Here is a 21,477-nt window from a genome sequence, read left to right as displayed (position 1 = left end):
GCTCGTGGGGATCAGCTGCGCTCGTCGGCGAGCAGTCGGCTCGACTCGTCGTGCCAGCTGTGCGCGATCTGCGCGAGCTTCTCCTGGTGCTTGCGGCCGTGGTGTGCGCAGAACAGCAATTCGCCGCTCGCGACCACGACTCGGATGTAGGCCTGCGCGCCGCAGGCATCGCATCGGTCCAGGGCGGTGAGCTCGTAAGGGGTCTCGAGTTCATCGACTGCACCGGTGCTCTCGGTGTACTGAGTCATGGCTCCTCCTCCGTCGCTCACACTCGTTCTCGTTCTTGCGTTCATCAATGAAAACACGCCGGGCGGCATCTGCCTTCCCTTGAGCCGGGCATTTCGCTCTGCGCGTAGCGCCTGACCGAACGTGTCGCCTCCGCTCACTAGGCTTGACCGACGTGAGCTCCGACTATTCCGCCCGCCATCTCTCCGTGCTCGAGGGACTCGAGGCGGTGCGCAAACGCCCCGGCATGTACATCGGTTCGACCGACTCGCGCGGCCTCATGCACTGCCTCTGGGAGATCATCGACAACTCCGTCGACGAGGCGCTCGGCGGGCACGGCAACGAGATCGGCGTGACGCTGCATCCCGACGGCAGCGTCGAGGTTCGCGACCGTGCACGCGGCATTCCGGTCGACGCCGAGCCGAAGACCGGGCTCAGCGGCGTCGAAGTGGTCTTCACGAAGCTGCACGCGGGCGGCAAGTTCGGCTCGGGCTCGTATGCGGCTTCCGGCGGATTGCACGGGGTCGGGGCATCCGTCGTCAACGCCCTCTCCGAGCGCCTTGACGTCGAGGTCGATCGCGACGGCAAGACGTGGGCGATGTCGTTCCACCGGGGCGAGCCGGGCATCTTCACCGACTCGGGGGAGCCCACACCCGATGCACCCTTCACGCCGTTCGAGCAGCGCAGCGAGCTCCGGGTGGTCGGAAAGGTCGCCAAGGGCGTGACCGGCACCCGCATCCGGTATTGGGCCGATCGGCAGATCTTCACGAAGGGCGCCGAGTTCCAGACCGAGGAACTGCTCGGGCGCGCCCGCCAGACGGCGTACCTCGTGCCGGGCCTCGCGATCGATGTCGTCGACGAGCGCGGCGAGCAGACGCACACGTCGTCGTTCCAGTTCGACGGCGGTATCTCCGAGTTCGTCGAGCACCTCTCGACGGATGCGCCGCTCACCGACGTCTGGCGCTTGACGGGCACCGGCCACTTCACCGAGACCGTGCCCGTGCTCACCCCCGGCGGGGCGATGGTGCCGACCGAGCTGCAGCGCGAATGCCAGGTCGACATCGCATTGCGCTGGGGCACGGGGTACGAGACCGTGGTGCGGTCGTTCGTGAACATCATCGCGACGCCGAAGGGCGGCACGCACCAGGCCGGATTCGACCAGGGCATGCTGAAGTTCCTGCGGCAGCAGGTCGAGCTGAACGCGCGCCGCCTCAAGGCCGGCAACGACAAGCTCGAGAAAGACGACGTGATGGCCGGCCTCACCGCGGTGATCACCGTGCGGCTGCCCGAGCCGCAGTTCGAGGGCCAGACGAAAGAGGTGCTCGGCACTCCCGCCGCTCGCGCCATCGTCGCGAATGTCCTGACGAAGGAGCTCGGCGCGAGGTTCTCCTCGACCAAACGCGACGACAAGGCGCAATCGGCGTTGCTGCTCGACAAGGTCGTGGCCGAGATGAAGTCGCGCATCTCCGCTCGCGCCCACAAGGAGACACAGCGCCGTAAGAACGCGCTCGAGAGCTCGTCGCTGCCGGCGAAGCTCGTGGACTGCCGCTCGAACGACGTCGCGCACAGCGAGTTGTTCATCGTCGAGGGCGACTCGGCGCTCGGCACGGCCAAGCTCGCGCGCGACAGCGAGCACCAGGCGCTGCTGCCCATCCGCGGCAAGATCCTCAACGTGCAGAAGGCGAGCGTGTCCGACATGCTCGGCAATGCCGAATGCGCCTCGATCATCCAGGTGATCGGCGCAGGCTCCGGGCGCAGCTTCGACATCGCGACCGCTCGCTACGGCAAGGTCATCATCATGAGCGACGCCGACGTCGACGGCGCCCACATCCGCACGCTGCTGCTCACGCTGTTCTTCCGCTACATGCGTCCGATGATCGAGCAGGGGCGCGTGTTCGCGGCTGTGCCGCCCCTGCACCGCGTGGTCATCATGAATCCGGGTTCGAAGCCGAACGAGACGATCTACACCTACTCCGAAGCCGAGCTGGTCGGAGTGCTCGCGACGCTCAAGAAGCAGGGCAAGCGATACCAGGACCCGATTCAGCGATACAAGGGCCTCGGCGAGATGGATGCCGACCAGCTGGCGACGACCACGATGGATCGCGGGCACCGCACGCTTCGACGCGTCGGCATCGGCGACGCCGAGAACGCCGGCCGGGTGTTCGAGCTGCTCATGGGCAACGAGGTGGCGCCGCGCAAGGAGTTCATCATCGACAGCTCCGACGCACTCGAGCGTGACCGCATCGACGCCTGATCAGCCGCCTGACGGCCGGATGTTCTGGTTCAGGTGGAAGAGATTCCCGGGATCATAGGCATCTTTGACCGCAGTCAGCCGTCGGAGGTTCTCCTCTGAGAATGCCCTTCGGATGCCTGCGTCGCCGTCGTTGCCGAGGACGTTCACGTAGGCGCCGCTCGCGAACCTGCCCAGGGTGCCCGCATATCGGCGCGCGGCGGAGATGCGTCGCTCGTCGTCGGCGGGATCGGTCCAGCGCGAGGCCGCCACGAACTCGAATGCCGTGTCGCGCCCCGAGAACGCGGTCTCCGCGTCGGCGACGTCGGCGATCGCACCTCCGTAGGCCTGCAGGCTGACGTCGGGGAGGTCGTCTCCGTCACGCGCGAGCAGCGCATCGATGAGGTCGTCGCCGAGCTCGGTGAAGTAGTGACCCTTCCAGTACCGCCGCCAGGCGTGGCCCTCGATGTCGTCTTCGCGGGTCTGGAGCTCGAGGTACGACAAGGCCTCGACGGATCGCACGTCGGGTTCGGCGACCTCGGTGAGCTCACCGGCGAGCGTCGAGATCTCGGCGGCGCCGTCATCGGCGTCGCCGACCCAGACGAGGCCGAGCGACACTCCCTCTGCCCCGATGATCGCCTCGAACGTCGCCTGTCGAGGTGCTGAGGCACTCAGGTCGCGCCAGCGCCGCATCGCCCGCGGCGACGTGGCATATGGGAAGCGGAACGCCGCGGCGATCGCAGTTCCGGGTTCGGGATGGAGCGCGAACTCGAACTCGGTCACGACCCCGAAGTTGCCGCCACCACCGCGCAATGCCCAGTACAGCTCAGGGTGCTCCTCGGCGCTCACCAGCAGCGTCTCGCCGGTCGCGGTGACGACCTCGAACGAGATCACGTTGTCGCACGCGAGGCCATGCTGTCGCGCGAGCCAGCCCATGCCGCCGCCGAGGGTGAGGCCCCCGACGCCGGTATGCGACACGTTCCCGGCCGTCGTCGCAAGACCATGCTGCTGTGCCGCCCGGTCGAGCGCCCCGAGCAGAGCGCCGCCCTGCACCCGCGCCCGGCGGCTGACCGGGTCAACGGTCACGCCGCCCATCGGACGAAGGTCGATCATGAGTCCGTCATCGGCGACGGCGTGGCCGACGATGCCGTGACCGCCGCAGCGGATCCCCACGTCGAGATCGTTGTCCGTGGCGAACCGGACGCACGCGACGACGTCGGCGGTATCAGCGCATTGCACGATGTACCGAGGCCGCCGATCGATCATCCCGTTCCATACGGAGCGTGCGGCGTCGTAGCCGGCGTCGCCCGGTTCCAGCACTCGCCCGTGGATCGTCTCGTGCAGTCCAGATCGCGTCATCGGTGACTCCGTCCTCGAGAGCCGGTCGCGAGTCGTGAGAAGCATCGCAAGACGATCCGGCCACGTGGGCGAATATGCACCCCGATGGAGCCGGCGTCAAGGGTGCCGGACGACCGTCAGCCGATGCGGCAGCCGATCGCGGCGACGACGGACTCGAGCGGCTGGCCGGAGGCGTCCCGTTTCGCGCCGCCGTCGGGCAATTGCCGGGAGGAGCCGTCGGCGCCCACGGCAAGCGCGGGGGAGCGCCCCACCCAGGCGACGTGCAGAACGTCTTCGCCCTTCAGGAAGCGCTGTGCGCGCACGCCACCGGTTGCGCGTCCCTTGGGCGGGAACTCGCCGAATTCGCTGACCTTCGCGCTGCCGGGATCTGTGCCGGGAAGCGTGTCGCTGTGACCGGCGATGGTGACGACCACGGCCTCGGCCGCGGCATCCGCCGGCAGGCTCGTGAAATGGACGACGTGCGCGCCGGCACCGAGATTGATGCCGGCCATGCCGCCGGCGGGGCATCCCTGCGGCCGTACCGTCGATGCGGGGAATCTCAGGAGCTGCGCGTCGGAGGCCACGAAGACGAGTTCGTCGTCTTCGCCGCCCTGCACCGCGCCGATGACCTCGTCGCCGACCTTGAGCCCGATCACCTCGAATTCGGGCTTGCTCGGGTACGCACCGGTCGCGACGCGTTTGACGACGCCCTGCTTCGTGCCGAGCACGATCGAGCGGTCGGAGTCGAGTGAGACGAGCGCGAGCACCCGCTCATCGCGATTGGGCAGGTTCAGGTAGTCGGCCACCTTGACGCCCGCGCCGAGTTGCACCGACGTCGGCGGCAGCATCGGCAGGTCGACGGGCGTGAAGCGGATGAGGCGACCGAGGCTCGTCACCGCCCCGATCTCGGCGCGGCTCGTGGTGTCGAGCGTCGAGCTGATGGCGTCGTGCTTGCTGCGCCGGGCCGGCGGTGCGATCGTGGCGGTACCGTTGTCGCCCTCGGGAAGGTCGACGCGAGCGATGCGGCCCGTGGCGCTCAGGAATACCCGGCACGCGACATCCGCCACTTCGAGCACTGCGGCAGCACGCTTGGCGGCGGCTCCGGCGATGCTCGGGGGCGCGTCGGTGAGCAGCGTCCGACGCGGCGTGCCGAACCGATCGGCGATCTCGGCGAGCTCATCGGAGACGAGCGCCTCGATGCGGTGGCGGCTCGAGAGCAGCGCCACGAGTTCCTCGATCTCGGCGCGCAACCGGTCGCGCTCGGCCTCGAGTTCGATTCGTGAGAACTTCGTGAGGCGCCGCAACTGCAGTTCGAGGATGTAGTCGGTCTGCACGAGGCTGAGGTCGAAGACCTCCATGAGGCGTGCCCGCGCCGCCGCGGTGTCGTCGCTCGAGCGGATGACCTGGATGACCTCGTCGATGTCGAGGATCGCGACGAGCAGGCCGTCGACGAGGTGGAGCCGCTCGCGCCGCCGCGCCAGTCGGTATTCCGACCGCCGCGTGACCACCTGGATGCGATGGGCGACGTAGACCTGCAGCAGCTCCCGCAGGCCGAGGGTCTGCGGACCGCCGTCGACGAGTGCCACGTTGTTGATGTTGAACGAGTCTTCTAGGGGTGTGAGGCGGTAGAGCTGCTCGAGCACGGCCTCTGGACTGAATCCGGTCTTGATGCCGATGACGAGCCGGAGGCCGTTCGTGCGGTCGGTGAGGTCGGTGACATCGGAGATGCCGCTGATCTTCTTGGCGTTGACGCCGTCTTTGATCTTCTCGATGACCTTCTCAGGGCCGACGAGGTACGGCAGCTCGGTGACGACGAGGCCCGTCTTGCGCGCCGTGATGCTCTCGACGCTCACCTTGGCGCGCGTCTTGAAGCTGCCGCGGCCGGTGGCGTAGGCGTCTTTGATGCCCGAGAGCCCCACGATGGTGCCGCCCGTGGGGAGATCGGGGCCGGGCACGTACTCCATCAGGTCGTCGAGCGTCGCGTCGGGGTTGGCGATCAGGTGTCGCGCGGCCCCGACGACCTCGATGAGGTTGTGGGGTGCCATGTTCGTGGCCATGCCGACGGCGATGCCGCTCGCCCCGTTGACGAGCAGGTTGGGGTAGGCCGCTGGCAGCACGTCGGGCTGCGTGAGCTGGTTGTCGTAGTTCGGCACGAAGTCGACGACGTCTTCGTCGAGCCCCTCGGTCATCGCGAGGGCGGGGGAGGCGAGGCGCGCCTCGGTGTATCGCGGCGCCGCAGGCCCATCGTCGAGCGATCCGAAGTTGCCGTGCCCGTCTATGAGCGGCACCCGGAGCGTGAACGACTGAGCCATGCGCACGAGCGCGTCGTAGATGGCGGTGTCGCCGTGCGGATGCAGCTTGCCCATGACCTCGCCGACGACGCGAGCGGACTTCACGTGCCCGCGATCGGGTCGCAAGCCCATCTCGACCATCTGGTAGAGGATGCGCCGCTGCACCGGCTTGAGCCCGTCTCTCGCGTCGGGAAGGGCGCGCGAGTAGATCACCGAGTACGCGTACTCGAGGAACGAGCCCTGCATCTCGGTGGCGACGTCGACGTCTTCGATGCGTTCGACGATGGTCTCGTCTGCGGGCTGATTCTTGGCTCGGGTCATCCGTCGTCTCGGTCGGGGGCGTGGCAGGCACGCAGGAACAGGGCGCGCCCGGCCTGTGCCAGACTGGGCGCGATGCCTGCAATGCTACCGGTGCCGGCCGACAGCGCTCCACGCCTTGCCGGGGTGCTCGGCAGTTCGCTCGCGAGTCTGCGCGGCGCGCCCAACGCCTTCGAGCTGCCTCGCGTCTCGAGCGCCGTGGTCGTGCTCGTCGACGGCCTCGGGGCCGCGAACATCCGGGCCAGGGCAGGGCACGCGCGATTCCTCTCGTCCCGCATGGCGAAGCGCGACGTCATCCGCACGGTGTTCCCGTCGACCACGGCCGCGGCGATCGCCACATTCGCGACGGGTCGGATGCCGGGCGAGCACGGGCTCGTCGGCTACCGGGTGCTCGATGCGGCGAACGACCGGATCATCAACCAGCTGAGCGGCTGGGACGCCGGCGTGGTGCCCGAGACCTGGCAGCGAACGCCGACGCTCTTCGAGACCGCGCGCGACGAGGGCGTGGCGACCTTCGCCATCGGCTCGGCACGCTACGCCGACTCCGGGTTCACGCGCGCCGCGCTCCGCGGCGCCGAGTACCGGCCCGCGGCATCCGTCGCCGACCGCTTCGCCGAAGCCGGCCGGTTGCTCGACGCCGGCGCCGAAGGCCTCATCTATCTCTACGTGCCCGAACTCGACCAGGCCGCGCACGCCTTCGGCTGGACGTCGGAACGCTGGCTCTCGATCCTCGAGCTGCTCGACGCCGAACTCGCCTCATTCGAGCCGCGGATGCCGCGTGGCGCGGGCCTGCTCGTGACCGCCGACCACGGGGTCATCGACGTGCCCGCCGAGCGCCACGTGTTCATCGACGACCGGCCGGAGCTCCTCGAAGGAGTGCGGCACATCGGCGGCGAGCCGCGCTGCGTCTCGCTCTACTTCGAGCCCGAGCTGGGCCACGGCGGCCGTGCCGCACTCCTCGACGGGTGGCGCGCGGCCGAGGGGCACCGGTCGTGGGTGCTCGGCCGCGACGAGGCGATCGCCGCCGGCCTCTACGGGCCGGTCGATGACGCCGTGCGCGACCGCATCGGCGACATCCTCCTGGCGGCGAGGTCGGGCATCGCCTACTACGACCGTCGCGAGCCGAACCGGCAGGCCGAGGCCATGATCGGGCAGCACGGATCGCTCAGCGACGAGGAGACTCGCGTGCCACTCGTGCGCGGCGGCGCATATTCTCGGCCCTGAGTCGACACGTCGCCCCCCGGAGTCGCCACGGAGCGCTCGCACGGCACTCGACTGAGCGCCGTGGCATCCGGCTCAGGAGGGGTAGTGACCGCGCTTCACTTGCGGCTTCGGCAGTCGCAGCGGCCGCAACTGGAGGGCGCGCATCGCGGCGTACCAGCGCACGCGCTCGACCTTGTCGGCCCCGAACTTCTCGGCGAGCTTGCGCCGCACGAGGAAGCCGAGGATGACGACGTCGATGACCGCGACGAGGAAGAACGCCCACAGCGCGATGATGCCGATGGACTGCGCCTCGACACTCGGCACGAACGTGAGCAGGATGACGGCGAACATCACCGGGATGAGGACCTCGCCGATGCTGAACCGCGCGTCGACGTAGTCGCGCACGTACTTCTTCTGCGGCCCCCGGTCGCGCATCGGGAGGTAGCGCTCGTCGCCGGCCGCCATGCCGAGACGGGCACGCTCTCGTGCCTCGGCGGTCTTCGCGCGAGCCTGTCGCGCGGCTTCCTTGCGATCGTTCGGCACGAGTGGCCGCTTCCTCGCGGCCTCCTGCTCCTTGCGGCTCGGCGTGGGAGCACCCTTGCCGGCCTTCAGGCGGGCCTGGGTCTCTTCGAGCGACTCTGCGCTCGGCTCTTCGGTGCTGTTCGGTTGCTTTGCCACGGGAATCCTCGGATCGGTTGCCTTTAAGATTACCGGCATGACCGACGCTCTTCCCACCGACTTCGCCTCCACCTATCCCGCGACCGTGACCGAGGCGCTTCGCGACGCCGTCACCGCCGCATTCCCGGCGACGATCGCCGACCTCACCCGGCTCGTCAAGATCCCGTCGGTGTCGTGGGCGGCGTTCGACCGGGCGCATGTCGCGGCAAGCGCTGACGCCGTCGCGGAGCTCGTGCGCGGTCTCGGCGTGTTCGATCTCGTCGAGGTTCGCCACGCCGCGATCGGCGAGGGGGCGGATGCCGCACCCGGTCAGCCTGCGGTCGTGGCGCGCCGCGCCGCCCGGAACGGTCGGCCCACCGTGCTGCTCTACGCGCACCACGACGTGCAGCCCCCCGGGCGCGACGAGGACTGGGAGTCGCCGCCCTTCGAGCCAACGCTGCGCGGCGACCGCCTCTACGGCAGGGGAGCGGCAGACGACAAGGCGGGCATCATGGCTCACATCGGCGCCATCCGGGCCCTCACCGAGGTGCTCGGCGCCGACTTCGATCTCGGCATCGCGCTCTTCATCGAGGGCGAGGAGGAGTCGGGTTCACTCTCCTTCGCGAACTTCCTGCGTGAGAACCGGGAGGTGCTCGAAGCCGACGCGATCGTTGTGGCGGATTCGAACAACTGGGACCTCGAGACCCCGGCGCTCACGGTGGCGCTTCGCGGCGCCGTCGCGTTCCGCCTGACGATCTCGACGCTCGCGCACGCCTCGCACTCGGGCATGTTCGGCGGTGCGGTCCCCGACGCCATGCTCGCCGCGATCCGGCTGCTCTCGACCCTCCACGACGCCGACGGCTCGGTCGCGGTCGAGGGACTCAGGTCGGCCGACCTCGAGACTCCCGAATACGACGAGGCGCAGCTTCGTGCCGAGGCCGGCCTCCTCGACGGCGTCACCCCGATCGGCCGGGGCACGATCCTCTCGCGCATCTGGGCGCAGCCGGCGATCACGGTCACCGGCATCGACGCACCGAGCGTCGCGAACGCCTCGAACACCCTCCTTCCGAGCGTCGCCGTGCGCGTGAGCGCACGGATCGCACCCGGGCAGAGCGACACCGAGGCGCTCGAGATCCTGCGCGAGCACCTCGAGCAGCACGCGCCGTTCGGCGCGCACCTCGCCATCGACGGCATCGAGCTCGGCCAGCCGTTCCTCGTCGACACCTCCGGCTGGGCGGTCGCCGAGTCGAATGCGGCGATGACGGATGCCTGGGGCAAGGCCCCCGTCGAGATCGGCGTGGGCGGCTCGATCCCGTTCATCGCCGAACTCGTCGAGGAGTTCCCGTCGGCGCAGATCCTCGTCACCGGCGTCGAAGACCCCGACTCACGGCCGCACAGCCCCAACGAGTCGCTCCACCTGGGCGTGTTCAAGCGTGCACTGCTCAGCGAGGCGCTGTTCCTTGCACGGCTCGACGCGCGGGATTCCACTTCCTGAGAGCGAACTGGGCCAGCGCGCCGATTCGCCGGTTACCATGGAGACAGGTTTTCCGCGTTCCCTGACGCACCGAGGAGAGACATGAGCGACACGATCATCGAGACCGCGCACGGCGTGAAGCTGAGCGACCCCGCCGCCGACAAGGTGCGCAACCTCCTTGAACAGGAGGGTCGCGACGACCTGCGGTTGCGTGTCGCAGTGCAGCCCGGCGGATGCTCCGGGCTGATCTACCAGCTGTACTTCGACGAGCGACTCCTCGACGGCGACGCCGTCGTCGACTTCTCGGGTGTCGAGGTCGTCGTCGACAAGATGAGCGTGCCGTACCTCGACGGTGCTTCGATCGACTTCGAAGACACGATCCAGAAGCAGGGCTTCACGATCGACAATCCCAACGCGCAGGGCAGTTGCGCGTGCGGTGACTCGTTCCACTGAGCACCAGCACTGAACGACTCCAGGGAGGCCGCGCCGAGCGGCCTCCCTTCGTCGTTCAGCCCGGTGAAGCGAGGAATACCGGACGCTGCCACCCGACACCGCCCGCTGTTGCACACCCGGGCGGTCGACTCGGAGTAGGCTAGACATCGATCAATGCGCTTCGCTGTGAAGCGCCTTCGAGTCCCCCGAAAGGTCACCGGTGCGCCACAATCGCCGTCTCCGATGGGCTGCAATCCCGATCGCAGCGTCGCTCAGCCTCGTACTCGCAGGGTGCACACAGGCCCAACTGAACGGGTTCCTGCCCGGTTTCGTCGAGGGCGAGGCGCCGGTCACCAACAACACCGAGCGCGTCTCCGGGCTCTGGGTCACGTCGTGGATCGTGCTGCTCGTCGTCGGCCTCCTCACGTGGGGCCTCACGATCTGGGCCGTCATCGCGTACCGTCGTCGCAAGGGCCAGACCGGGCTGCCCGTGCAGTTGCGCTACAACATGCCGATCGAGGTGTTCTACACGATCGTGCCGCTCATCCTGGTGCTCGGCTTCTTCGCCTTCACGGCGCGCGATCAGGAGGCCATCGAGCAGCGGTTCGCCGCCGACGAGGTCGACGTGCAGATCGAGGTCATCGCCAAGCAGTGGGCATGGGACTTCAACTACGTCAAAGAAGACGTGTACTCGCCCGGCATCCAGGGCCAGCTCTCCGACGAGGGCCCCAAGGGCTCGCTCGTGCAGTCGGAGCTCCCCACCCTCTACCTGCCGGTGGGCAAGAACGTCGAGATCGAGCTCGAGTCGCGCGATGTCATCCACTCCTTCTGGGTCGTTGACTTCCTCTACAAGAAGGACATGTACCCGGGCAAGACCAACTACATGACGATCGTTCCGGAGCGTGAGGGCACCTACGCCGGCAAGTGCGCCGAGCTGTGCGGCGAGTATCACTCGCTGATGCTCTTCAACGTCGAGGTCGTCTCCGAAGCCGAGTACGAGGACTACATCGATTCGCTGCGCGCGCTCGGTCAAGAAGGCCAGCTGTCGAACGAATACGACCGCAACCAGAACAAACCCGGCACGGGCGCGCCAGAACTGAAAGAGGAGCACGAAGGCGAATGAGCACCACGACTGCACCGGCTCGGCCGTCGTCGAGCAGCCTGCCGTTCGGCGCCTCCAAGGTCGAGCGCAAGGGCAACATCCTGGTCAGCTGGATCACCTCCACCGACCACAAGGTCATCGGGTACCTCTACCTGATCACCTCGTTCATCTACTTCTGCATCGGCGGAGTGATGGCCCTGATCATCCGTGCCCAGCTCTTCGAGCCCGGCCTGGAGATCCTCCAGACGCGTGAGCAGTACAACCAGCTGTTCACCATGCACGGCACGATCATGCTGCTCATGTTCGCGACGCCCCTGTTCGCGGGCTTCGCGAACGTCTTGATGCCGCTGCAGATCGGTGCGCCCGACGTCGCCTTCCCGCGACTGAACGCATTCGCCTACTGGCTCTTCAACTTCGGCTCACTGATGGCCGTCGCCGGCTTCTTCACCCCGCAGGGCGCCGCGTCGTTCGGCTGGTTCGCCTATCAGCCGCTCGCGTCGACCACGTTCTCGCCGGGAATCGGCGGCAACCTCTGGATGCTGGGCCTCGGTCTCTCGGGCTTCGGCACGATCCTCGGCGCGGTGAACTTCATCACCACGATCATCACCATGCGTGCTCCCGGCATGACGATGTTCCGCATGCCGATCTTCACGTGGAACACGCTCGTCACGTCGATCCTCGTGCTGATGGCGTTCCCCGTGCTCGCAGCGGCGCTCCTCGCAGCCGGCGCCGACCGCATCTTCGGCGCCCACATCTACGATCCGGCCAACGGCGGCGTGCTCCTGTGGCAGCACCTGTTCTGGTTCTTCGGGCACCCAGAGGTCTACATCATCGCGCTGCCCTTCTTCGGCATCGTCTCCGAGGTCTTCCCCGTGTTCAGCCGGAAGCCGATCTTCGGCTACAAGACGCTGATCTACGCGACGATCGCGATCGCGGCGCTGTCGGTCACCGTGTGGGCGCACCACATGTACGTCACCGGTTCGGTGCTGTTGCCGTTCTTCGCGCTCATGACGATGCTCATCGCAGTGCCCACGGGTGTGAAGATCTTCAACTGGATCGGCACCATGTGGCGAGGCTCCATCACGTTCGAGACGCCGCTCATCTGGTCGCTCGGCTTCCTCATCACCTTCGTGTTCGGCGGACTCACGGGCGTCATCCTCGCCTCACCGCCGCTCGACTTCCACGTCTCCGACTCGTACTTCGTCGTCGCCCACTTCCACTACGTCGTCTTCGGCACCGTCGTGTTCGCGATGTTCGCCGGGTTCTACTTCTGGTGGCCGAAGTGGACCGGCAAGATGCTGAACGAGACGCTCGGCAAGTGGCACTTCTGGTTGCTGTTCATCGGCTTCCACACGACGTTCCTGATCCAGCACTGGCTCGGCGTCGTCGGCATGCCCCGTCGGTACTACTCGTACCTGCCGGAAGACAACATCACCTGGATGAACCAGTTGTCGACGATCGGCGCGGGCATCCTCGCGGTGTCGATGGTCCCGTTCCTCCTGAACGTCTACATCACGGCGCGACGAGCGCCGAAGGTCACCGTGAACGACCCGTGGGGATACGGGCGCTCCCTCGAGTGGGCGACGAGTTGCCCGCCGCCGCGGCACAACTTCACGTCCATCCCGCGCATTCGCTCGGAGGCACCGGCGTTCGACCTCAACCACCCCGAAGCCGGCATCCCGGTCGGCATCGGACCGGCGAAGGATGCCCCTGAGGCACCCGTCTACGACGCGTCGACGAAGGAAGTCAAGTAATGCGCGCGAATGTCAACCTGTTCTGGATCCTTGCAGCGTTCTTCGGCCTGTCGGCTGGTATCTACGGCTACTGGTCGTGGCTCGACGAGCTCGATCCCGGCATGGAACCGGTAGGTACGGTCGCGCTCACGCTCACGACGATCCTGGCGGCGTTCATCGCGTTCTACCTCGGCAGGGTACACAAGGCGCAGGGCGCGGAGCTTCCCGAAGACCGCCTCGACGCGAACATCGACGACGGCGACGCAGAGCTCGGGTTCTTCAGCCCGTGGAGCTGGTGGCCGATCATGCTCGCCGCGGCCGCCGCGCTGCTGTTCCTCGGGCTCGCGATCGGGTTCTGGATCTCATTCGGCGCGGTCGCGCTGGGCGTCATCAGCCTGGTCGGCTGGGTGTACGAGTACTACCGCGGCAACTTCGCCCGCTGACGCGATCTCTCCACGAAGCCCCGATGCGAGCAGCATCGGGGCTTCGTCGTGTTGCGGCGTCGTCGTGGTGCGGACTCAGACGCGGTCGAAGCTCAGCACCTCGACCGACACCGTGACTGCGAGCTCGTCGCCGGCAGGGAGCTGCGGCGCCTCGGCACGATGGTGAGCGGAGGGGCCCATGCCGACGAGGAGTGCTCGTGTCTCGGCATCCGCTGAGATGCCGTACTCGACGGTCGAATCGTCGGCGAGCCGGAAGCCCGCCGGTTCGAGCTGTGTGCGTACGCGCTCGGACTTGCCCGCTGGGACGTCGAGCACGAGGCCGAGGCGCCGCAGCTCAACGAGGTGCTCGGGGGTGGGCACCACGACGATGAGGCGACCACCGGGCCGCACGATCCGGGCGAACTCCACCGGGTTCCTCGGCGCGAAGACGTTGATCGCGAGGTCGGCGATCGCGTCGCGAATCGGCAACGGCCGCCAGAGGTCGAGCACGACACCGGATGCCGCGGGAATGGCCCGCAGGCTCATGCGGACGGCGTCGGGGGAGCGATCTGCGACGAGCAGTGCGGCATCAGGGAATCGAGCGGCGAGCCGCTGAGCGTACTGGCCCGTGCCGCAGCCGAGGTCGACGATCCGCAGCGGGTGTTCGCGTGAATCCGCGCCTCGCGGTACCGATCCGTCTGCCACATGCTCAGCGGCATGCACGATGGCATCGGCCACCGGCTTGTAGGCTCCGGATTCGAGCAGGCGCTGGCGCGACTCCAGCATCTCCCGATCGTCGCCGATAGTTCGCGGGGCGCGCGGCGGGAGGAGGGTGGCGATGTCGTGCCGCGAGAGATCGAAGCGATGGCCGTGGGCGCAGCCGATCACCCGTTCGCCGTGCGGTTCCAGCTCGAGGAGACAGTTCGGGCACCGGAGCCATGTCGAATCGATCGGCATGGTCCGGTGCCCTAACGGTGGAAGATCAGTGGTGCGCGGAGTGCGATGCCTCGAGTTCACCCTGCGTGACCGGAGCGATGCGGTCCTCGAAGAACCAGCGCGACAGCGAAGCACGAACGCGCTGGCCGATTGTGATCTTGCCACGGGCGTTGGGCCGCAGCATCAACGGCTGGTAGCTCTCGTAGCTCACGAGCCGCCACCGGTCGTACTCGTCGAGCGGCTGGTGCACCTCGATGAACTCGCCGCCCGGCAGCTTGACGATGCGACCCGACTCGTAGCCGTGCAGCACGACCTCGCGATCCTTCTTCTGGAGCGCGATGCAGACGCGCTTCGTGATGAAGTAGGCGATGAACGGGCCGAGGACCGTGATGGCCTGGAGCGCGTAGATCACGCCCTCCATCGTGAGCGAGAAGTGCGTCGCGAGGATGTCGGAGCTCGCGGCGGCCCAGAGGGCGGCGTAGAACGTGACGCCCGCGGCACCGATCGCGGTGCGGGTGGGTGCGTTGCGCGGACGGTCGGCGATGTGGTGCTCGCGCGTGTCGCCCTTCACCCAGGCCTCGATGAACGGATAGGCGACCACCAGGAGCAGGAAGATGCCGATCACGACGAGCGGTACGAGGATGTTGAACGACCAGGTTCGGTCGAACAGCACGAACTCCCATCCCGGCGGGATGAGACGCAACGCGCCGTCGGCGAAGCCGATGTACCAGTCGGGCTGTGTGCCGGCCGAGACGGGGGAGGGGTCGTATGGCCCGTAGTTCCAGATCGGGTTGATCGTGAAGAGCGCTGCGATGAGCGAGATCACACCCCAGATGATGAACATGAAGCCGCCGGCCTTCGCCGCGTAGATCGGCAGGATGGGCGGGCCGACCGAGTTCGTCGGTTCGCGCCCGGGTCCGGCGAACTGGGTGTGCTTGTGAATGAACACATACACCACGTGGATTCCGATGAGCGCGACCAGGAGCGCGGGGAGAAGGAGGATGTGCAGCGCGTACAGGCGGCCGACGATCACCGTGCCCGGGAACTCGCCGCCGAAGAGCAGGAACGAGGTCCACGTGCCGATCAGGGGAATGCCCTTGACCAAGCCGTCGATGATGCGAAGGCCGTTGCCGGAGAGGAGATCGTCGGGAAGCGAGTAGCCCGTGAATCCCTCGCCCAGGGCGAGGACGAAAAGGGTGAAGCCGAATACCCAGTTGATCTCACGAGGCTTGCGGAAGGCGCCGGTGAAGAACACGCGGAGCATGTGCAGGCCGATGGCGGCGACGAAGAGCAGCGCTGCCCAGTGGTGCATCTGGCGAACGAAGAGCCCGCCGCGGATGTCGAAGGAGATGTCGAGCGTCGATGCCATCGCCACCGACATCTCGACGCCCTTGAGCGGCACGTACGAGCCGTCGTAGTGGACTTCGGCCATCGAGGCCTGGAAGAAGAACGTCAGGAAGGTGCCCGAGACGAGGATGACGATGAAGCTGAAGAGGGCGACCTCGCCGAGGAGGAACGACCAGTGGTCGGGGAACGCCTTACGTCCGAGCCCCTTGATCGCGATTGCGAGACCCGTGCGATCGTTGACGTACTCTGACGCCTCCGCCGTGAACGAGCGCTTGACGGGCGCGGGTGATCGGGTCGATGCGGTGCTCAATTTCGCTCCCAGAAGCTCGGGCCGACGGGTTCGGTGAAGTCGCTCTGCGCGATGAGGTAGCCCTCGTCGTCGACGGCGATCGGCAGCTGCGGCAAAGGACGCTTGGCCGGACCGAAGATGACCTTGCAGTGGTTCGCGACATCGAACTGCGACTGGTGGCAGGGGCAGAGGAGGTGGTGCGTGTGCTGTTCGTAAAGGGCGACGGGGCATCCGACGTGCGTGCAGATCTTCGAGTACGCCACGATGCCCTCGTACGACCACGATTCGCGCTCGGGAGTCTGGTTGAGCTCGTCGGGCTCGAGCCGCATGAGCAGCACGGCCGCCTTGGCCTTCTCCTCGAGCTTGCCGTGCTCGAGATCGGTGAGGCCCTCGGGAATCACGTGGAAGGCGCTTCCGATGGTCACATCGGAGGCCTTGATCGCGACGCCCGACGGGTCGAGCGCGAGGCGCGTGCCCTTCTTCCACATCGTGTGGCTGAGGAGTTCGACCGGGAGCTCGTCTTGCGGGGCGAATCCGCGGAAGAGCACGACGGCCGGCAGCGGGAAGGCCAGGAGCGCGCCGATGAGGCTGTTGCGGATGACCGTGCGCCGACTGAAGCCGGATTCCTCATCGGCCTGGCGGAACACCTCGACGGCACCCCGCTGCGTGGCCTCGCTGGTGCTGATGGGGTGGCGCGTGTCGATGGACTCGGCCGAGGTCATGAGCGACTTGCCCCAGTGCACGGCTCCGAACCCGATGCCGAGGAGCGCGAGCGTGGCACCGAAGCCGATGAACATGTTGTTCAGGCGAACGGCATCGACGTTGTTGGACTCCATCGGGAAGAGCATGTAGGCGGCGACCGCCCAGACACTGCCGAGGACCGAGAGGTAGAACAGCGTGTAGACCGTGCGCTGCGCCCGCTTCTCGCGGCGGGGGTCTTGGTCGGTCACGCGAGGCCGGTGGGGCTCGAAGCCGGGGTTCTCGAACGCGTCGTAGGGTACGACCGCAGTGCCGGTCGACCCTGCGAACTCCGGGGCGGCGTGCGACGAGTCGGCAGCGGCGAGCTCAGCGCCGCTGTGGTCGTCCTGGGCCATGGTTCTCCTTCTTCAACTTCTTCTTCGATGCCGGGCGGGCGCTAGTTGGACTTCGCCGTGATCCACACGGTGATGGCGACGATCGTGCCGAGGCCGAAGATCCAGATGAACAGTCCCTCTGCTACCGGCCCGAGCGAGCCGAGTTCGAAGCCGCCGGGTGAGCGGTTGTCCTGCACGTACTTCAGGTAGGTGATGACGTCGCGCTTGTCTTCGGGCGAGATGTTCAGGTCGTTGAACACGGGCATGTTCTGCGGGCCGGTGACCATGGCCTCGTAGATGTGCACGCCCGAGACGTTCGTGAGCGGGGGAGCGAACTTGCCCTCGGTGAGAGCGCCTCCGGCGCCTGCGACGTTGTGGCACATCGCGCAGTTGATGCGGAAGAGCTCGGCGCCGTTCGCTGCATCGCCGCCGCCGCTCGCGAGATGGTCGGAGGGGATTTCGGGACCCGGGCCGAGGGAGGCGATGAAGTAGGCGAGCTGCTTGACCTGATCATCGGTGAACTGCGCGGGCTTCTGTTGCGCCTGGGGACCCTGCATCTGCATCGGCATGCGCCCGGTGCCCACCTGGAAGTCGACCGAGGCCGCACCGACGCCGATGAGGGTGGGGCCGTTGCCGGTGCCCTGCGCGTCGAGGCCGTGGCACGTCGCGCAATTGGCCTGGAAGAGCTTCTTGCCCTCTTCGATGGTCTGCTGCGAGTTCGGGTCGACCTCAGCTTGCGCCGTTCCGGTGCTGAGCGCAGCATATGCGCCACCGGTGAAGACGAGTCCGAGCGCGAGGAGCGCGGCCGCGGCGAGCGGATGCCGGCGTCCGGTGCGTCGCTTCGTTCGGGTCATGTGATTCTTCCTGTTCACGGGCATGCTCTGCTGGCGCTCCTGCTGGGGCTTACTTGAGGACGTAGATGATGAAGAAGAGACCGATCCAGACGACGTCGACGAAGTGCCAGTAGTAGGAGACGACGATCGCACTCGTCGCCTCGCGGTGTCCGAAGTGCTTGACCGAGAAGACCCGGCCGATCACGAGCAGGAACGCGATGAGGCCGCCTGTGACGTGCAGGCCGTGGAACCCGGTGGTGATGTAGAACGCGGAGCCGTAGGAGTTCGAGTCGAGGGCGATGCCCTCTGAGACGAGCGTGGCGTACTCCCAGACCTGGCCGGCGACGAAGACCGCGCCCATGGCGTAGGTGAGGAAGAACCACTCGACCATGCCCCATTGCGTGGGCTTCCAGCCCGTGGCGTACGGCTGCAGTCGCTCCGCTGCGAACACGCCGAACTGGCATGTGACCGACGAGAGCACGAGGATGATCGTGTTCGTCAGCGAGAACGGGAAGTTCAGGCGGGCCGCCTCGAACTCCCACATGTCGGGCGACTGCGATCGCAGCGTGAAGTAGATCGCGAAGAGGCCTGCGAAGAACATGACCTCGCTGCCGAGCCAGACGATCGTGCCCACCGCAACGGTGTTCGGTCGGTTGATCACGGGCGCGCTCGTCGCCTGAGTAGTGATTGAGGTGCTCGTCACCATCCCATTATGGCCGAAACCTTGCGTGAGTTTTCGTCATCCGGGGGACCTGTGTCGCCGCCCGCGAAGTAAGGCAACCCTAAACGAGCTGCGTAGGGGCCGGGAATCCGCCGTGAATCGGGCCGATAGGATCGATCTCATGCCCGCGCATCAAACCTGGCCCGATGTGATCCACTCCCTGCTCGAGGGTGAAGACCTCAGCGTCTCGGATGCCGCGTGGTGCATGGAGCAGGTGATGACGGGCACCGTCACGCCGGCGCAACTGGCCGGATTCCTCATCGCGCTGCGCGTGAAGGGCGAAACGGTCGACGAGATCGTCGGATTCCGCGACGCCGTGCTCGAGCACGCCATCCCGCTGCCCGTCGACCCGATGGCGCTCGACATCGTCGGCACCGGGGGAGACCGGTTCGGCACGGTCAACGTCTCGACGATGGCCTCCGTCGTGGCCGCGGCATCCGGTGTCCCGGTCATCAAGCACGGCAATCGGGCGGCGAGCTCGTCGTCGGGTTCCTCCGACGTGCTCGCCGCGCTCGGACTCGACCTGGCGCTGCCGGCCGAGCGAGTCGCCGCGGTGCTCGGCGAAGCCGGTATCACGTTCGCGTACGCCGCCGCATTCCACCCCGGATTCCGGCACGCGGGCGCGGTGCGCGCGGAGCTCGGCGTGCCGACGGTCTTCAACTTCCTCGGCCCCCTCTGCAATCCGGCACGACCAGAGGCGTCGGCCGTGGGCGTCGCCCACCTCGACCGGGTGCCGCTCATCGTGGGCGTGTTCCAGACCCGTGGCGCGACGGCGCTCGTCTTCCGTGGCGACGATGGGCTCGACGAGCTCACGACGACCGGGCACAGCCACATGTGGGAGGTCTCACGCGGCACGGTCAAGGAGCACGACATCGATCCACGCGAGCTCGGGATCCAGCGAGCGACCATCGACCAGCTCGAGGGCGGCGACGCCGAGCACAACGCGCGCGTCGTGCATCGGGTCTTCGGCGGCGAGCGCGGTCCGGTGCGCGACATCGTGGTGCTCAATGCCGCCGCGGGTCTCGTCTCGTTCGAGCTCGCCAAGGATCCGAGCCAGTTCCACCGGAGCATCCTCGACCGCTTCCGCGACAAGCTCGCGGTCGCCGAAGAGGCGATCGACAGCGGCGCTGCCGCAAGGAAGCTCGAGGAGTGGATCGCGGCGACGAAGCGGTGATCGCCGGTACGCCACGCAGCTGAAGGGCCCCGCGGCATCCGCGGGGCCCTTCAGTTTGGTTCGAGTCGGCTCAGTTGACGTCTTCGTCGATCCAGTCGAACGTCTTCGTGACCGCCTTGCGCCAGAGCCGCAACTGCCGGTCGCGCTCGGCGGGGTCCATCTTCGGCTCCCAGCGGGAATCCTCCTGCCAGTTGGCGCGCAGCTCGTCGAGGTCGGCCCAGAAGCCCACGGCGAGTCCGGCCGCATACGCCGCACCGAGCGCCGTCGTCTCGGCGACGACGGGGCGGATGACCGGCACGCCGAGGATGTCGGCCTGGAACTGCATGAGCGTGTTGTTCGCGATCATGCCGCCGTCGACCTTGAGTTCGGTGAGGTCGACGCCCGCGTCGGCGTTCACGGCGTCGAGCACCTCGCGGGTCTGGAACGCGGTCGCCTCGAGTGCGGCGCGGGCGATGTGACCCTTGTTCACGAATCGCGTGAGACCCACGAGAGCGCCTCGGGCGTCGGGCCGCCAGTACGGCGCGAAGAGCCCCGAGAATGCCGGCACGAAGTAGGCGCCGCCGTTGTCGTCGACGGTCTTCGCGAGGTCTTCGATCTCGGGCGCGCTCGAGATGAGCCCGATGTTGTCGCGCAGCCACTGGATGAGCGAACCGGTCACCGCGATCGAGCCCTCGAGGGCGTAGTGCGGCGCGTCGTCGCCGAGCTTGTAGCCGAGGGTCGTGAGCAGTCCGTTCTTCGAGTGGACGATCTCCTCGCCCGTGTTGAAGATCAGGAAGTTGCCCGTGCCGTAGGTGTTCTTCGCCTCGCCGGTGTCGAACGCGGCCTGGCCGAACGTCGCGGCCTGCTGGTCGCCGAGGATGCCCGCGACGGGCACCTCTCGGAGGAGGCTCGAGGACTCCACCGTTCCGTAGACCTCGGACGACGAACGGATCTCGGGCAGCATCGACTTCGGCACGTCGAAGGCGGCGAGGATGTCGTCATCCCACGTGAGCGTGTCGAGGTCCATGAACATCGTGCGGCTCGCGTTCGTGACATCCGTCGCGTGCACGCCCCCGTCGACCCCGCCGGTGAGGTTCCACAGCACCCACGTGTCGGTCGTGCCGAACATCAGGTCGCCGGCCTCGGCCTTCGCACGTGCGCCTTCGACGTTCTCGAGGATCCACACGATCTTCGTGCCCGAGAAGTAGGTGGCGAGCGGCAATCCCACTTGCTGCTTGAAACGCTCGACGCCGCCGTCGGCTGCGAGCCGGTCGACGATCGGCTGGGTGCGGGTGTCCTGCCACACGATCGCGTTGTAGACGGGGTCGCCCGTGGTGCGGTCCCAGACCACCGCGGTCTCGCGCTGGTTCGTGATGCCCACCGCGGCGATGTCGTGACGCGTGAGATCGGCCTTGCCGAGGGCCTGGCCGATCACCTCACGGGTGTTGCGCCAGATCTCGGCTGGGTCGTGCTCGACCCAGCCCGCCCGCGGGAAGATCTGCTCGTGCTCCAGTTGCCCACTGGCGACGATCGATCCCGACTTGTCGAAGATGATCGCGCGTGTGCTCGTCGTGCCCTGGTCGATCGCCAGGATGTAGTCGGCCATGCAGTTCTCTCAATCTATTCCGCCGGCCGGAGCCGACACCTGATTCCACAGAGGTGTTCAGTGTTCGAGGGCGGGCCGACGTCGACCCTCGGCC

At 67.3% G+C, this 21,477-nt stretch carries 18 protein-coding genes; 8 read left to right on the top strand and 10 right to left on the bottom strand.

Annotation, left to right across the window (positions count from 1 at the left end; genetic code table 11):
- Positions 1-11: 11 nt before the first annotated feature.
- A complete protein-coding gene (locus ESP51_RS09650) occupies positions 12-248 on the bottom strand; it encodes a DUF7455 domain-containing protein (RefSeq protein WP_129520689.1) in 237 nt (78 codons plus the stop codon).
- A 152-nt stretch (positions 249-400) separates the two neighbouring features.
- Here ESP51_RS09650 and ESP51_RS09645 point away from each other — a divergent pair, with 152 nt between their 5' ends.
- Entirely contained in the window at positions 401-2,479 is a 2,079-nt protein-coding gene (locus tag ESP51_RS09645; RefSeq protein ID WP_129520688.1) for a DNA gyrase/topoisomerase IV subunit B, read from the top strand.
- On the opposite strand, the gene ESP51_RS09640 is transcribed toward ESP51_RS09645, so the two are convergent.
- Both ESP51_RS09640 and ESP51_RS09635 read right to left on the bottom strand, forming a co-directional pair.
- Entirely contained in the window at positions 2,480-3,814 is a 1,335-nt protein-coding gene (locus tag ESP51_RS09640) for an FAD-binding oxidoreductase (protein ID WP_129520687.1), read from the bottom strand.
- A 116-nt stretch (positions 3,815-3,930) separates the two neighbouring features.
- Positions 3,931-6,405, bottom strand: coding sequence for a DNA gyrase/topoisomerase IV subunit A (locus tag ESP51_RS09635; protein WP_129520686.1), 2,475 nt, complete (start codon positions 6,403-6,405; stop codon positions 3,931-3,933).
- A 72-nt stretch (positions 6,406-6,477) separates the two neighbouring features.
- On the opposite strand from ESP51_RS09635, the gene ESP51_RS09630 reads away from it, so the two are divergent.
- Positions 6,478-7,626, top strand: coding sequence for an alkaline phosphatase family protein (locus ESP51_RS09630; protein WP_129520685.1), 1,149 nt, complete (start codon positions 6,478-6,480; stop codon positions 7,624-7,626).
- Positions 7,627-7,698: 72 nt separating this feature from the next.
- On the opposite strand, the gene ESP51_RS09625 is transcribed toward ESP51_RS09630, so the two are convergent.
- Positions 7,699-8,283 (bottom strand): DUF3043 domain-containing protein, encoded by a 585-nt coding sequence (locus tag ESP51_RS09625; protein ID WP_129520684.1) that lies wholly within the window; start codon positions 8,281-8,283, stop codon positions 7,699-7,701.
- A gap of 37 nt (positions 8,284-8,320) precedes the next feature.
- On the opposite strand from ESP51_RS09625, the gene ESP51_RS09620 reads away from it, so the two are divergent.
- The 5 genes from ESP51_RS09620 to ESP51_RS09600 all read left to right on the top strand — a co-directional run bounded on the left by ESP51_RS09620 (position 8,321) and on the right by ESP51_RS09600 (position 13,446).
- Positions 8,321-9,757 (top strand): dipeptidase, encoded by a 1,437-nt coding sequence (locus tag ESP51_RS09620; RefSeq protein WP_129520683.1) that lies wholly within the window; start codon positions 8,321-8,323, stop codon positions 9,755-9,757.
- Positions 9,758-9,838: 81 nt separating this feature from the next.
- On the top strand, positions 9,839-10,189 hold the full coding sequence (gene erpA, locus ESP51_RS09615; protein ID WP_129520682.1) for an iron-sulfur cluster insertion protein ErpA: 351 nt from the start codon (positions 9,839-9,841) through the stop codon (positions 10,187-10,189).
- Between the two features lie 199 nt (positions 10,190-10,388).
- Entirely contained in the window at positions 10,389-11,291 is a 903-nt protein-coding gene (gene ctaC / locus ESP51_RS09610; protein ID WP_129520681.1) for an aa3-type cytochrome oxidase subunit II, read from the top strand.
- Positions 11,288-13,024, top strand: a complete 1,737-nt coding sequence (ctaD, locus tag ESP51_RS09605; RefSeq protein ID WP_129520680.1) for an aa3-type cytochrome oxidase subunit I — start codon at positions 11,288-11,290, stop codon at positions 13,022-13,024. The genes ctaC and ctaD overlap by 4 nt, the downstream gene beginning before the upstream one ends.
- Positions 13,024-13,446, top strand: a complete 423-nt coding sequence (locus ESP51_RS09600) for a cytochrome c oxidase subunit 4 (protein ID WP_129520679.1) — start codon at positions 13,024-13,026, stop codon at positions 13,444-13,446. Before ctaD ends, ESP51_RS09600 begins: the two co-directional genes overlap by 1 nt.
- 75 nt (positions 13,447-13,521) lie before the next feature.
- Here the strand turns inward: ESP51_RS09600 and ESP51_RS09595 are convergent, their stop codons facing one another.
- The 5 genes from ESP51_RS09595 to ctaE all read right to left on the bottom strand — a co-directional run bounded on the left by ESP51_RS09595 (position 13,522) and on the right by ctaE (position 18,609).
- A complete protein-coding gene (locus tag ESP51_RS09595) occupies positions 13,522-14,211 on the bottom strand; it encodes a methyltransferase domain-containing protein (protein WP_164990475.1) in 690 nt (229 codons plus the stop codon).
- A gap of 196 nt (positions 14,212-14,407) precedes the next feature.
- Positions 14,408-16,018 carry a cytochrome bc1 complex cytochrome b subunit gene (gene qcrB / locus ESP51_RS09590; protein ID WP_129520677.1) on the bottom strand — a complete coding sequence of 537 codons (1,611 nt, stop codon included), beginning with the start codon at positions 16,016-16,018 and terminating at the stop codon, positions 14,408-14,410.
- Positions 16,015-17,091, bottom strand: a complete 1,077-nt coding sequence (gene qcrA, locus ESP51_RS21030) for a cytochrome bc1 complex Rieske iron-sulfur subunit (protein WP_129520676.1) — start codon at positions 17,089-17,091, stop codon at positions 16,015-16,017. Before qcrA ends, qcrB begins: the two co-directional genes overlap by 4 nt.
- A gap of 41 nt (positions 17,092-17,132) precedes the next feature.
- On the bottom strand, positions 17,133-17,924 hold the full coding sequence (qcrC, locus tag ESP51_RS09580) for a cytochrome bc1 complex diheme cytochrome c subunit (RefSeq protein ID WP_129520675.1): 792 nt from the start codon (positions 17,922-17,924) through the stop codon (positions 17,133-17,135).
- Positions 17,925-17,973: 49 nt separating this feature from the next.
- Positions 17,974-18,609, bottom strand: a complete 636-nt coding sequence (gene ctaE, locus ESP51_RS09575; protein ID WP_129520674.1) for an aa3-type cytochrome oxidase subunit III — start codon at positions 18,607-18,609, stop codon at positions 17,974-17,976.
- Between the two features lie 136 nt (positions 18,610-18,745).
- Here ctaE and trpD point away from each other — a divergent pair, with 136 nt between their 5' ends.
- The gene (gene trpD / locus ESP51_RS09570; RefSeq protein ID WP_129520673.1) at positions 18,746-19,798 is read left to right on the top strand and encodes an anthranilate phosphoribosyltransferase; all 1,053 of its coding nucleotides are present in this window, start codon (positions 18,746-18,748) and stop codon (positions 19,796-19,798) included.
- Positions 19,799-19,868: 70 nt separating this feature from the next.
- Here trpD and glpK read toward each other — a convergent pair whose 3' ends face one another.
- The gene (gene glpK / locus ESP51_RS09565; RefSeq protein WP_129520672.1) at positions 19,869-21,383 is read right to left on the bottom strand and encodes a glycerol kinase GlpK; all 1,515 of its coding nucleotides are present in this window, start codon (positions 21,381-21,383) and stop codon (positions 19,869-19,871) included.
- Between the last annotated feature and the right edge of the window lie 94 nt (positions 21,384-21,477).

This window comes from Agromyces albus (assembly GCF_004134825.1).
GTDB classification, from domain to species: domain Bacteria; phylum Actinomycetota; class Actinomycetes; order Actinomycetales; family Microbacteriaceae; genus Agromyces; species Agromyces albus.
This window is presented reverse-complemented; position numbering and strand designations above follow the sequence as displayed.

Bases quoted from the DNA above. Each gene is read 5' to 3' on its own strand.
- ESP51_RS09640 (WP_129520687.1), bottom strand. From the start codon at position 3,814: ATGACGCGATCTGGACTGCACGAGACGATCCACGGGCGAGTGCTGGAA.
- qcrC (WP_129520675.1), bottom strand. From the start codon at position 17,924: ATGACCCGAACGAAGCGACGCACCGGACGCCGGCATCCGCTCGCCGCG.
- ESP51_RS09600 (WP_129520679.1), top strand. From the start codon at position 13,024: ATGCGCGCGAATGTCAACCTGTTCTGGATCCTTGCAGCGTTCTTCGGC.
- erpA (WP_129520682.1), top strand. From the start codon at position 9,839: ATGAGCGACACGATCATCGAGACCGCGCACGGCGTGAAGCTGAGCGAC.
- ESP51_RS09595 (WP_164990475.1), bottom strand. From the start codon at position 14,211: ATGCTGGAGTCGCGCCAGCGCCTGCTCGAATCCGGAGCCTACAAGCCG.
- ctaD (WP_129520680.1), top strand. From the start codon at position 11,288: ATGAGCACCACGACTGCACCGGCTCGGCCGTCGTCGAGCAGCCTGCCG.
- glpK (WP_129520672.1), bottom strand. From the start codon at position 21,383: ATGGCCGACTACATCCTGGCGATCGACCAGGGCACGACGAGCACACGC.
- ESP51_RS09630 (WP_129520685.1), top strand. From the start codon at position 6,478: ATGCCTGCAATGCTACCGGTGCCGGCCGACAGCGCTCCACGCCTTGCC.
- ctaE (WP_129520674.1), bottom strand. From the start codon at position 18,609: ATGGTGACGAGCACCTCAATCACTACTCAGGCGACGAGCGCGCCCGTG.
- ESP51_RS09650 (WP_129520689.1), bottom strand. From the start codon at position 248: ATGACTCAGTACACCGAGAGCACCGGTGCAGTCGATGAACTCGAGACC.
- trpD (WP_129520673.1), top strand. From the start codon at position 18,746: ATGCCCGCGCATCAAACCTGGCCCGATGTGATCCACTCCCTGCTCGAG.
- ESP51_RS09620 (WP_129520683.1), top strand. From the start codon at position 8,321: ATGACCGACGCTCTTCCCACCGACTTCGCCTCCACCTATCCCGCGACC.
- qcrA (WP_129520676.1), bottom strand. From the start codon at position 17,091: ATGGCCCAGGACGACCACAGCGGCGCTGAGCTCGCCGCTGCCGACTCG.
- ESP51_RS09635 (WP_129520686.1), bottom strand. From the start codon at position 6,405: ATGACCCGAGCCAAGAATCAGCCCGCAGACGAGACCATCGTCGAACGC.